This is a genomic window from Chryseomicrobium excrementi (assembly GCF_002798305.1).
Classification (GTDB): Bacteria; Bacillota; Bacilli; order Bacillales_A; family Planococcaceae; genus Chryseomicrobium; species Chryseomicrobium excrementi.
The window spans coordinates 1-12148 of record NZ_PCGR01000007.1; the positions used below are offsets into that span (position 1 = coordinate 1).

Genomic DNA, 12148 nt, shown 5'->3' on the forward strand with positions numbered 1-12148 from the left:
AAACTCTCCATAAAAGAGAGCTTAAAATAAGCTCATTTTGTTGCTGGCATCATAATGATGTCCATTTTTGAACGTCCGTCACATTCCGTTAAAGGATGCGATTTGGTTCTGTTTGCGTCACGCACACCCAACGGGGGTCGGGGTGGTGACGCTCTATCTTGACGTCTTGCATGTTCAGTTTTCAATGTTCATATGTCGTCTTGAGACAACTTTTACATCTTACCAAATCATTGAACATGTTGTCAACAATTTGTTTTTCAAGCTCTCTTGGCGACCTTTGTATCTTACCACCTGCTTTTTAGCTGCGTCAACTAAAATTCAGTAGAAATATAATAACATTGTATTCTGAAAAATACAAGTGTATTTTTGGGTAATACAATCAATTTTTTATACAAAAAAACTCCCACCTTTTCAGGCAGGAGTTTCGGGTTTCTTCTATAAGAATATGAAATACGCCAAGAAGATAAAGAACAAACCATACATGATCGGATGAATCTCTTTCATTCGTCCCGCTACGATCATCGTAATTGGGTAGAAGATAAATCCGATCGCAATACCTGTAGCGATTGAATACGTTAACGGCATCATCAAGATAACAAAGAACGCAGGAACTGCAACTTCAAATCTCGTCCAATCGATACGACCAATCGAACTCACCATCAATACACCTACGATAATTAATGCAGGAGCGGTCACATTCGCCGTGATGACACTTAGTAACGGATAGAAGAATAAGGATAATAAGAACAGGACTCCTGTGACCACTGCTGCAAGACCAGAACGAGCGCCCGCTGCTACACCTGCAGTTGATTCTACATAAGATGTCGTGGTCGATGTTCCGACAACTGCACCCGCTGTCGTCGCGATGGCATCAGCTAAAAGCGCTTTGCTCGCACGAGGAAGCTTTTCATCTTTCATTAAACCAGCTTGGTTGGCAACTGAGATCAGTGTCCCTGCCGTATCAAAGAAGTCTACGAACAAGAACGTCAAGACAACGATCAAGAATTGAACAGTCAACAGTGAACCTGGATCATTGAAGATCGCATCGAATGCCACTCCAAATGTAGGCTCTAAACTCGGAACACTCCCCACAACACCAGATGGCATTGGCACTAATGAGAACACCATCCCGATGATTGCAGTAATCGCTAATCCGTAAAAAATACCTCCCTTGATTCCTTTCACCATCATAATGATGGTAATAACAAGGCCAAAGATAGTGAGTAAGACATGAGGGTCAGATAAATCTCCCACACCAAGCAATACAGCGTCATTATTTACGATTATTTTCGAGTTTTGTAACCCGATGAACGTGATGAACAATCCAATTCCAGCTCCGACTGCGTATTTCAATTCGCTCGGGATGGAGTTGATGATGGTTTCTCGAATACCTGATAAGGATAAAAGAATAAAGATAATTCCAGAGAATAAGACTCCCGTCAAAGCAACTTGCCACGGAATTTCCATTGTTAGAATAACTGTGTAAGCAAAAAATGCATTAAGTCCCATACCCGGTGCTAAGGCAATGGGATATCTGGCAAGCAGACCCATGACCAGAGAACCGATTGCTGCCGCTAAAGCTGTAGCTGTAAACACGGCCCCCTTGTTCATATACATGGAATCCGGTAGTCCTGGAACAGTTTCTAGTGAAAGTGTCAGTGGATTGACGACTAGAATATACGCCATCGCCAAGAACGTAGTAAGTCCCCCGATGATTTCTCTTCGGTAGTTCGTGCCTAACTCTTCAAAACGAAAATACTTTTTCATGATTTCCTCCTGGTTTGTCGCGCAACACAGGTCCAACCTACAAAAAAGGAGAGCATACGAAATTCGTATACTCTCCTACATAAGCAAAACAGACCGACAGCTAGAGTCGGCATGCTTTGCTCATCGTAGTCAGATCATTTACGGTGATCCGGTAGAGACGTTCGGGCCTTATTCCCAAATATATACGACGACATGATTCAATTTATAATCCTAGAATAACATCGACTCTTTAAAACGTCAATATAAATTCCGAACATTAATGAGATTTCTAACGATAAAGTTCGTTATTCCCACTCAATCGTTGCTGGTGGTTTAGAAGTCACATCATACACGACGCGGTTGATGTGGTTAACTTCGTTGACGAGGCGCACAGAAATACGCTCTAGTACGTCCCATGGGATACGTGCCCAATCAGAAGTCATTCCGTCAATAGAAGTTACAGCACGGATACCAATCGTGTAGTCATACGTACGTGCATCTCCCATAACTCCAACGCTACGGATGTCAGGAAGTACAGTGAAGTATTGCCAGATATCACGGTCTAGGCCTGCCTTAGCAATCTCTTCGCGAAGAATCGCATCAGATTCACGAACGATTTCAAGCTTCTCTTCTGTCACTTCACCTAGTACACGAATCGCAAGACCCGGACCTGGGAATGGCTGACGCCAAACTAAAGAATCTGGAAGTCCTAGCTCGCTACCTAATGCACGAACTTCATCCTTGAAAAGAGTATTTAATGGCTCGATCAACTGGAACTTCATCCCTTCAGGCAATCCCCCAACATTATGGTGAGACTTGATTGTCTGAGCTGTAGCTGTTCCACTTTCAATAATATCTGTATATAACGTTCCTTGCGCTAGGAAGTCCATGTCTGGAAGCTTCGCTGCTTCATCATCAAATACGTAGATGAATTCGTTCCCGATAATCTTACGTTTCTTTTCAGGATCCGACACGCCCGCAAGTTTCGACATAAAGCGCTCGCGTGCATCGATCTTAATGACGTTCATGTTGAACCCATCAGCAAAAATCTTCATTACTTCATCCGCTTCATTTTTACGAAGCAAGTTGTGGTCGACGAACATACATGTCAATTGATCCCCGATTGCTTTGTGAATCAAGACGGCAACTACTGATGAATCCACTCCACCAGAAAGTGCGCAAAGAACCTTTTTGTCCCCTACTTGTTGGCGAATCTTTTCAATTTCAAACTCTATAAAGTTTTCCATAGACCAGTCGCCTTTAGCTCCACACACTTTAAATACGAAGTTCTCAATCAGTTGATTACCGTAGATCGAGTGACGAACTTCTGGGTGGAACTGAACTGCGTACAAGTTCTTTTCGACATTAGCCATCGCTGCCACTTCACAAGATGGGCTTGTCGCCGTCACTTGGAAGCCAGGTGGTGCTACGGTAACGTGATCTCCGTGACTCATCCAAACGACTTGGTTGTCAGGAAGATCTTCAAACAGGCGTGTTGGGTGCTGCACATTGATGTCTGCCTTACCATATTCACGTTGAAGCGCACGTTCCACTTTTCCACCGTAATAGTGAGCCATCAGCTGCATACCGTAGCAGATTCCGAGTATCGGAATATCTAGCTCGTAGATCGCAGGATCGATGTGGAAAGCATTGACGTCATAAACCGAGTTCGGGCCGCCAGAGAAAATGATGCCGACTGCATTCATTTTTTTAATATCTTCCGCCGTGACTGTATGCGGGTGTAATTCGCTGTAAACGCCGAATTCACGAATACGACGTGTGATCAATTGATTGTACTGGCTACCAAAATCGAGTACGACGATTTTTTCTTGTTCCTGTAATAAAGGAGCAGCTGTCATGTGTTGTCCACCTCATTGATTAGTATCACAGGCTTTGTCATGAAAAAAACGCATAGATGTCCTAATCTATGCGTCTGGTGTGGTCTACGAAATCCACCTATAAATGAAAACTAAAAGGACGAATAAGGCCAGTGCAAGAGTGCATGGCGATATCCGTCCTCATAGTCAAGTCATTTACGGTGACTTGGTAGAGACATCCATACCAGATTAATGGACATATACGAGGCCTGTGTAGTTATTGAATTGTACCTAGTGTACAGCCTTCGTAAATCAAAATCAACTGCTTAGCCGATTGATTAAATATTCCCAACTTTCCCGCAAGTGCTCTGGGTTCTCGGTGCTTCCTTTCCCATAAAGAGAACGCTCATATTCACTGGTCAGCTTTCTCATATGGTCGCCGCCAAAGTAATTGTCTATCTGGTTCGCGTAACGCGTGAGTGTGTATCCTGGTTCTTTCGGCAATCCGTATAACGCCAGCATCTGTAGCAAGCGTCGATACATCTGTTCAAAGCGCTCCGTCGTCATTTCTTTCTGGCGGTACTTTCTGAGCAAGAGCTTCGGCAACCATTTGAGACGGAATTTGTAGAGCAATGCCGCGATCAGTGCGACAACAATTCCAGCCGCAACGAACCACCATTTCATCTGTGCAAACCAATCCCATACCGGTTTAAGTGAGAAGTTCGATGCTGTGTCGGTTTCTTGTTGCTGTACTTCTTGTTCTTGCTGCTCCTGCTCTTCGATTTCTTGTTGCTCTGCAGCAAGTGCATCATCTGGAGCTAGTTCAATGTCAAACTCAATGTCTGGCGTGTTCGTGAAGCCAATTGTCGGTTCGAAGTTCATCCAACCGATTCCTGGTAGGTACGCTTCCACCCAGGAGTGGGCATTGTTGTTTGTCACTTGAAAGACCTGTTCTCCGTTGTCTGTCTCGATGACTTCCCCTGGTGCAAAGCCTTTTACCCACCGTGCCGGGATTCCAACTGAACGCAAAAGTACTACCATCGAAGTGGAAAAGTTGTCACAATAACCGATCTTCGTATCAAACAGGAACTGATCAACATAATCGGTATCCCCTTCTGGGACGGCTACATTGTTTTGGCTATAAACAAATCCATTAGTACGGAAATATTGTTCTATTGCTTTTGCTTGATCGTAGACACTCTCTTGATCAGCAGTAATATCAACCGCTAAATCGCGAACTCGCTGTGGCAACGTGTCGGGAAGTTGCAGATAGCGATTCAATTCCGGTTCTAATGTTGCGAGATCCTCAATTTGAGTAGAACGCAATTCACTAAGCAAGTAGCTCGGTTCAGCAAAATTCACTGTGTACTCTGTAGGCTCGAGCGTCCCATCTTCGTCTACAGCATCTAAGCGATTCGTACTTTCATTAAAACGTAAACCGAAAGGCTCTGCACTTTCCACCGACTCGGTTCCGTAAGTGTGGAATAAGAACGGAAATTCGGACTGCATCGTGAATTCCAGTTGCTCCGCTTCAGGAGCCGCACTTTCAGGGAAACCAAGTGAAAATTCCTGCCCTTGTTGGAAATAATCGTAGACGATCTGCGGTTCGGATTGAATCCACCCTTTTGAAGTGTACGTGTCTTTCGTTTCTACTCGGTAATAGTTACGAGAAGTCGCCCGTACCTGAAACACTTCCGTGTCATCGCTAACAAAGGATCCGCCAAGCTGCGTATCGTCTTCGTCATAGCCCACTTTGTTAATGGCACCACTGCCTCCAGACCCGACTCCGGATTCGGGATTAGAAGAGTAAAAATAAGGAACGGGATCTGGCCAAATGGGGCCTGCTTTAGGCAGAAAGATGGCGAAGCTCACAGAGAACAGAAGAAGCAACGCAGTAAAAATCAGCCCTCTATAGCGGAACTGCTTTTGATTGTCATGGAGCTTGAACACAAAGAGCAATGCACTGACACCTAACCCTATGATAAACACACGAACAATTGCGGTAGACCCGTCGTATGCCGTGAATGTATCGAGGATTCCAATGATCACTACTGTCAACACAAAGAATACAAAGAGTGTGGCACGCATCCGAATCCAATACCCGATCAAATAAACCGTCATCCATAACAAGATAAAGAACAGGATTGTCCGGAACGGGTCAGTCATTTGAGTCAAATCCAATGTCATCAACTGGCGCACGTTGTAGACCAATTCGGAAATGAAATAACGCACCCCGTCCAAACTCACTATCGGATACTCTGTATAAATCGAGACGATGAACCAGTAAATATAGCCGATCTTAACGAGGCCACTGAGCCACCAAGGTGTTTTAATAAATAGCAATAAGAAACTAATTGCAACGAAAATGTAAAACACACGGATGTAGCCAATATTCGTCAATTCAGCAATAGGTCCTAGCCATTCCATTAGTAACAATAAGGCCGCTAAGAACGTTAAGCCCTCTATGAGAAGTGTTCGTTGTCTCATCGTTTCAACACCTCCAAAAAGGCTTCGGTGAATTGTGAAGGTGGCAACACGACGACCGACCAGCCTCTAGCCTGCGCATAATCGACAACAGCGAGTTCAGCGGTCGTCAGCTTCGGAGAGGCTTCTGTTTTCACTACGAAATAAAGACCTTCTCGCAATTGTGGTGTCATATGGGTCATGGCTTCTACCCGGTCCTTATCAAGTTCAGCCGTAATACAGATGATACCTTTGAACGTCCCTAACCGTTTATCTTCTGCCACTAACCGCTTCATCCATTTCTCTTCAAGCGGCTCCACTGTAGCAAGCTCTCGTTTCACTCGTTCCACATGGCCTTGATGCGTGATTGCTGGCAGGTATATGCCACGTGTTCCCGGAAGGATGAAGGCTCCTGTTGTATCCGAGGAAGCCATCGCTTGCACGACTGAAATGGTGAAGTCGACTGCATCGTCAAAACTGTGAGACTCCGTCAAATCTAAATACACAAGTGTATCTTGCGCTTGCCTGTCTTCAAAATCTTTAGTACGAAGCGTTTGACTCTTCGCAAACGATTTCCAGTGGATCCAAGACACACGGTCTCCCGGTTGGTATTCCCGGACACCCGTGGCAACAGCATTTTCTTTATGCATTTGATAGCGTGCACGGGCTGCCCCCTGATCGTAGTTCGAGGCAATCGGTGTGTATGAAAGCTCTGTAATCCGAGGGTAGACGACGACTTGTTGTGGCGTGGAGATGGTCCATCGTTTGCGCAACCAGCCGAGTAGATCCACAAGCTCTAGTTCGAGCGCATTGAATTCATAAGCACCTCGTGGCAGCTTATCGATGGAATAGTTCAACACGACTTCTCGGCGGAACCCGATAAAGACTACACGACTTTTTGGAGTTTCTTCAGGGAAAGGTGGTTGATCTGTGACTTTCATGTAGTACAGCGGCCACCAGTCCGAGCGTTTGATATGAATTTCCACGTCGAGCTTCTGGCCTCTTGTCAATTCCCCTTCCGTAAAAGTTCGTGTAGCCGTCATCTTACGCACGGGATAGAAATAGATGATAAACGCGAACATTAGAAAAGGAAGTGTCGCATAGAGTAAAAACCAACTTACAAACCCACCTTGAAACATCGCGTACGCGAAAATGGTGAGCGCCAGTCCAAGAAGTCCGATCAAACCTGCGTGGTGCTTCATGTCACGACATTCCGTTCCACTGGAACCGGTGTCCGCTTAATGATATCTTTCAAAATAGTCTGAGTAGCCATCCCTTCATACCGCGCTTCTGGCTTTAGAATAATCCGATGCGCGAAAACGAACGGCGCCAAGTATTGAACGTCGTCCGGTGTTGCATAATCTCGTCCTTTCATAAGGGCATAGGCTTGTGCCGCTCGCATCAATGCGATAGATGCCCGTGGACTTGCACCTAGATAAACATAAGGATCATGACGCGTACGAGTAGCAAGTTCAACGATATAGCTTTTTAAGACTTCCGAAACGTGAACAGTTCGCACTTCTTTTTGAATCGTAATGAGTTCCTCTAATGTGATGACCGTATCTAACTCTTCAATAGGTACCGAGTGCTCCAAACTATTCAATACTTGAATTTCCTCAGACGGCGTTGGATACCCCATCTTTAGCTTCATGATGAAACGATCCAGTTGGGCTTCTGGTAGCGGGTAGGTCCCTTCATGTTCAATTGGGTTTTGAGTCGCCATTACAAAGAAAGGTTTGGGAATCGATAAAGTCTCTCCATCTACTGTCACAGAGGACTCTTCCATTCCTTCTAATAGGGCGGATTGCGTTTTCGGGGACGTCCGGTTAATCTCGTCGGCGAGGACAATATTCCCCATGATGGGGCCAGGACGGAATTCAAATGCCATTTCTTTTGGATTGTAAATGGAAACACCGACAACATCTGATGGTAGAAGGTCCGGTGTAAACTGGATCCTGCGGAAGTTGGCACCAGTTGATTTTGCAAGCGCTCTTACTAACATCGTCTTCCCAACACCTGGTACATCCTCAAGGAGGATATGGCCTCCTGCTAGAAGTGCCGCTACAGACAATTCAGCTACTTCTCGTTTACCAATAATTACTTTACTAATATTCTCTAGCACATGATCGATCTTCGTTTTCGCTTCCATTGTGCATGTCTCCTCTATGTGTGCAGTCGTTTTTCGAAAATTATGTCAGTTCCTTCTAAGCATACCGAAAGACCTATCAGAAAACAAATAAAGAGACTGCAAATGCAGCCTCTTTTTGGGTTATTGCTTCCACCATGTATCAAACACCGTAACAGGTGTAGTACGTTTATGACGCGAGCGCATAAAGTACCCTTCAATTTTTTGTTGTGCTTCAGAATCAATCTGTTTGCCCTCAAGATAATCATCAATATGGTCATACGTGACACCTAGAGCCACTTCATCCGGAATGGCTGGACGTTCTTCTTCAAGATCAGCCGTTGGAATCTTCATATAAAGATGTTCTGGAGCTCCGAGCTCTTTTAACATCGCACGGCCTTGTCGTTTATTTAGGCGGAACAACGGAACTAAGTCCGCACCACCATCTCCGAACTTCGTGTAAAAGCCGGTTACTGCTTCAGCTGCATGGTCTGTTCCAAGGACGACTCCATTATACATTGCGGCAATTGAATACTGGGCTTTCATCCGTTCTCTAGCCTTCTCGTTTCCTTTTGCAAAATCACTGAGGTCAATCCCTGCTTCAAGTAGTGCTTTATCACTCGCATCGACCGCTTCTTTAATATTGATTGTAATTTCTTTGCTTGCTCCAATGAAGTCTAAGGCATCTTGACGATCGTGCTCATCAAACTGCACGCCATAGGGAAGGCTGACTGCGATAAATTCATAACCGCCTTCTGTCTCCTCATTCAATTCAGTGACGGCCATCTGCGCAAGCTTGCCAAGGAGTGTTGAATCTTGACCTCCAGAAATACCTAGTACCATGGACTTGAGGAAAGTATGTTTTTGCAGATACTCTTTCATGAAGTCGATAGTCAGTCGAATCTCTTGCTGAACATCAATCGTTGGTTTTACACCGAGTTCTTTAATGATTTCTTGTTGCAATGTCATTAAACTTTCCCTCCTGCCGCTTTATGTGCATCTACCATTTCTTTCACTTCTTGAATGTTACGCATCTTGTTATCCCAGCATTTCTGGCTCAGATCAACCGGATACTCTTCTGGATTCAACGAGCGTTTGTACTCGTCCCACAACAAAGTCAGGTTCTGCTTCGCATAGGCCTGCATTTCCTGCAGAGACGGATTGTCATAAATCACTTCACCATCTTTAACCACATGATGCTGCAAATCAATCGCGTCAAAGTTCGTGACAAATTTAGATACAAACGTGTGAACGGGATGGAACATCTTGAGTCGGTCTTCAGTAGTTGGATCTTCATCTTTCAGCGTGATGTAATCCCCTTCTGCTTTTCCGTTCTCACGGTCGATGATTCGGTAAATTCGCTTCTCACCTGGTGTCGTAACTTTTTCAGTGGTCGAAGAGATCTTAATGGTGTCTTCCATCACTCCATTATCGTTTTCAATAGATACAAGTTTATAGACCGCTCCTAATGCTGGTTGGTCGTAAGCAGTGATTAGTTTCGTCCCGATTCCCCACATATCGACTTTTGCGCCTTGTGCTTTCAAGTTGAGGATCGTGTACTCATCTAAATCATTTGAAACGACGACTTTTGCATTTGGGAATCCTGCTTCATCAAGCATTCTACGAGATTCTTTTGATAAGAACGCGATATCTCCGCTATCCAATCGAATTCCCACGAAGTCAATCTTATCTCCGAGTTCTTTCGCCACTTGAATAGCAGTTGGGACCCCGATATTTAAAGTGTCGTACGTATCGACCAAAAACACACATTTTTTGTGTCGTTTTGCGTACGCATGAAATGCTTCGTATTCGGATTTATAGGCTTGAACCATGGAATGGGCATGTGTTCCTGAAATCGGAATTCCAAAAAGCTTTCCAGTGCGAACGTTACTGGTTGCTTCTGCCCCGCCGATGTAAGCTGCACGAGCCCCCCAGATAGCTGCGTCCATTTCATGAGCTCTTCGTGAACCAAACTCCATGACGATCTCATCTTTCACGACTTGTTTGATGCGAGAAGATTTCGTCGCAATCAACGTCTGAAAGTTCACGATATTTAGTAGAGCCGTCTCAATCAATTGCGCTTGAATAAGAGGCGCTTCCACTCGAATCAATGGTGCTTGCGGGAAAGCGAGTTCTCCTTCTTTCATTGCATAGATGTTACCGGTAAAGCGTAAGTCTTTTAAGTAACTCAGAAAATCGTCTTGGTATCCTTGTTCCGCAAGATACGCTAAATCGGATTCACTAAATTTAAAGTTTTGAATATAATCGAGAATCCGTTCTAAACCAGCAAAGATTGCATACCCGTTCCCAAACGGAAGCTTTCGGAAGAACAATTCAAACACGGCTTTCCGCTCGTGCATGTTGTCCGCCCAATACGCCTCAGCCATGTTGATCTGGTAGAGATCGGTATGTAATGTTAAACTGTCATCTGCAAATGGATGATTCATCTCGTCGCCTTCTTCCTTACATAATTAGTTCTTAGTATACCTCTTTACCCGAAAATGTGACAAAAAATCCGATAAAACAAAAAGAGGCCCATCTTTACTCTGAATGAGAAGATGGGTCTCGATTTAAGAATATCTTTATTTTTCTGTCGTAGATTTGTTGGCGCAAAAGTTTGATGAAGGATGAATCAAGTTGTTGCCTCTTGGCTGAAGTAAATGCAGCCAGCAATTCTTTTGCAGTCAAATCTAGCGAGTGTTTCAATCGGTTCCTCCCCCTATACATTCAAGTAGTCATATTTTTAATTTTATCGTACTATTTGAACTAGAGATGTGGCTGGTTGCCACAATGAAGACGAGTTGGATCAAAACGATGGAATTGGACAATTGATGCAACTAAAACAGGAAGTTCTAGAGAAAAATAGACCGATTCGCAGACAAATTCAGTTTCCACTATCGAACGGTCTTATGACGTATTGGTTTTTTGCTGAGCCCTTGCACTCATCATCTGGTGAAGTGGCAGGTGTCGTGACAGCCGCCATTGAGGTTTCGGAGTTTGAAGAGTAAAGTGAAACCCATACCTCTGAAAGGAGAGTCTTTCTTATGATTATCGATTTGCACTGCGATCACCTTTATAAATTGCAGCATCGAACGAACCCAATGCTCGACACATCCATCGAACGTCTTTTGAAAGGTAGAGTTCAAATACAGGCTTTTGCGCTATTTATTGAACCTCATCTTTCAAGTAACGAAGCCTATCAAAAAATTTTGGGGCAGATCGAGCTTTTTCACAAGCATGTACTTTCTCACCCTCAGGTCGTTTGGATTCGAAAGTGGGAAGATCTTGAAGCGATGGACGAGGAACACATCGGAGCTTTTTTAACGCTTGAAGGAGTCGACTGTATCGGCAATGACCTCGACAAGTTGCACCAACTGCTGGACGCGGGCGTATTGTCTGTAGGACTGACGTGGAATCCCGCAAACTTAGCTGCCGACGGTTGTGAAGAACCTCGTGGTGCTGGGCTCACTAAATTCGGACGAGACATCATCGAAGTTTTGAATCATCGTGGCATCTTGACAGATGTAGCGCATCTAGCAGAAGCCGGGTTTTGGGAAGTTCTTGAGCTCGCTAAATACCCTATTGTTAGTCATGCTAGTGCACGAGCTTTGTGTGATCATCCAAGGAACTTAACGGACAAACAAATCAACGCACTGATTGAGAGAAAGATTCCACTTCATCTTGTATTCTATCCGCCATTTCTTACAGGTCGAGAAGACGCAACAGTCGATGACATGATTCGTCACCTGAACCACATACTCGCTCTAGGTGGCGAAGACATTGTGGCGTTCGGTTCAGACTTTGACGGAATTGAATTTAAAGTAACAGGACTTGAACATGCAGCACAGTTTCAGAACTTGATGACACGCTTATCCGATGAACTGACATCTATTCAGCTTGAGAAGATTTCCCACGAGAACTTCCGTAGCTACATAACCCGCAAATTCAAAAAAAGAGACGACCGGTCGTGAGTAACACGCCGTCGTCTCTTTTTTAA

10 protein-coding genes and 2 riboswitches are annotated in these 12148 nt (G+C 44.5%); of the genes, 2 read left to right on the plus strand and 8 right to left on the minus strand.

Annotation, left to right across the window (positions count from 1 at the left end):
• Positions 1–435 precede the first annotated feature (435 nt).
• The 8 genes from CQS04_RS13250 to sda all read right to left on the minus strand — a co-directional run bounded on the left by CQS04_RS13250 (position 436) and on the right by sda (position 10857).
• On the minus strand, positions 436–1767 hold the full coding sequence (locus CQS04_RS13250; RefSeq protein ID WP_100354593.1) for an NCS2 family permease: 1332 nt from the start codon (positions 1765–1767) through the stop codon (positions 436–438).
• A gap of 106 nt (positions 1768–1873) precedes the next feature.
• Positions 1874–1975, minus strand: a riboswitch (purine riboswitch).
• A 76-nt stretch (positions 1976–2051) separates the two neighbouring features.
• Entirely contained in the window at positions 2052–3605 is a 1554-nt protein-coding gene (gene guaA, locus CQS04_RS13255) for a glutamine-hydrolyzing GMP synthase (protein WP_100354594.1), read from the minus strand.
• 142 nt (positions 3606–3747) lie between these two features.
• Positions 3748–3849: riboswitch (purine riboswitch) on the minus strand.
• Positions 3850–3881: 32 nt separating this feature from the next.
• Positions 3882–6050 (minus strand): DUF4129 domain-containing transglutaminase family protein, encoded by a 2169-nt coding sequence (locus CQS04_RS13260; RefSeq protein WP_100354595.1) that lies wholly within the window; start codon positions 6048–6050, stop codon positions 3882–3884.
• Positions 6047–7228 (minus strand): DUF58 domain-containing protein, encoded by a 1182-nt coding sequence (locus CQS04_RS13265; protein ID WP_100354596.1) that lies wholly within the window; start codon positions 7226–7228, stop codon positions 6047–6049. Before CQS04_RS13265 ends, CQS04_RS13260 begins: the two co-directional genes overlap by 4 nt.
• Positions 7225–8175, minus strand: a complete 951-nt coding sequence (locus CQS04_RS13270; protein WP_100354597.1) for an AAA family ATPase — start codon at positions 8173–8175, stop codon at positions 7225–7227. Before CQS04_RS13270 ends, CQS04_RS13265 begins: the two co-directional genes overlap by 4 nt.
• A gap of 120 nt (positions 8176–8295) precedes the next feature.
• Complete coding sequence (gene nadE, locus CQS04_RS13275) at positions 8296–9120, minus strand: ammonia-dependent NAD(+) synthetase (RefSeq protein ID WP_100354598.1); 825 nt, start codon at positions 9118–9120, stop codon at positions 8296–8298.
• A complete protein-coding gene (locus CQS04_RS13280; RefSeq protein ID WP_100354599.1) occupies positions 9120–10598 on the minus strand; it encodes a nicotinate phosphoribosyltransferase in 1479 nt (492 codons plus the stop codon). The genes nadE and CQS04_RS13280 overlap by 1 nt, the downstream gene beginning before the upstream one ends.
• Positions 10599–10692: 94 nt before the next feature.
• A complete protein-coding gene (gene sda, locus CQS04_RS13680) occupies positions 10693–10857 on the minus strand; it encodes a sporulation histidine kinase inhibitor Sda (protein WP_133118826.1) in 165 nt (54 codons plus the stop codon).
• Between the two features lie 125 nt (positions 10858–10982).
• Between sda and CQS04_RS13285 the strand changes: the two genes are divergently transcribed.
• Both CQS04_RS13285 and CQS04_RS13290 read left to right on the plus strand, forming a co-directional pair.
• Positions 10983–11159 carry a PAS domain-containing protein gene (locus CQS04_RS13285; protein WP_165775548.1) on the plus strand — a complete coding sequence of 59 codons (177 nt, stop codon included), beginning with the start codon at positions 10983–10985 and terminating at the stop codon, positions 11157–11159.
• 36 nt (positions 11160–11195) lie between these two features.
• Positions 11196–12122, plus strand: a complete 927-nt coding sequence (locus tag CQS04_RS13290) for a dipeptidase (RefSeq protein WP_100354601.1) — start codon at positions 11196–11198, stop codon at positions 12120–12122.
• Positions 12123–12148 lie beyond the last annotated feature (26 nt).

Bases quoted from the DNA above. Each gene is read 5' to 3' on its own strand.
- CQS04_RS13280 (WP_100354599.1), bottom strand. From the start codon at position 10,598: ATGAATCATCCATTTGCAGATGACAGTTTAACATTACATACCGATCTC.
- CQS04_RS13270 (WP_100354597.1), bottom strand. From the start codon at position 8,175: ATGGAAGCGAAAACGAAGATCGATCATGTGCTAGAGAATATTAGTAAA.
- CQS04_RS13260 (WP_100354595.1), bottom strand. From the start codon at position 6,050: ATGAGACAACGAACACTTCTCATAGAGGGCTTAACGTTCTTAGCGGCC.
- CQS04_RS13265 (WP_100354596.1), bottom strand. From the start codon at position 7,228: ATGAAGCACCACGCAGGTTTGATCGGACTTCTTGGACTGGCGCTCACC.
- CQS04_RS13290 (WP_100354601.1), top strand. From the start codon at position 11,196: ATGATTATCGATTTGCACTGCGATCACCTTTATAAATTGCAGCATCGA.
- guaA (WP_100354594.1), bottom strand. From the start codon at position 3,605: ATGACAGCTGCTCCTTTATTACAGGAACAAGAAAAAATCGTCGTACTC.
- CQS04_RS13285 (WP_165775548.1), top strand. From the start codon at position 10,983: ATGCAACTAAAACAGGAAGTTCTAGAGAAAAATAGACCGATTCGCAGA.
- CQS04_RS13250 (WP_100354593.1), bottom strand. From the start codon at position 1,767: ATGAAAAAGTATTTTCGTTTTGAAGAGTTAGGCACGAACTACCGAAGA.
- nadE (WP_100354598.1), bottom strand. From the start codon at position 9,120: ATGACATTGCAACAAGAAATCATTAAAGAACTCGGTGTAAAACCAACG.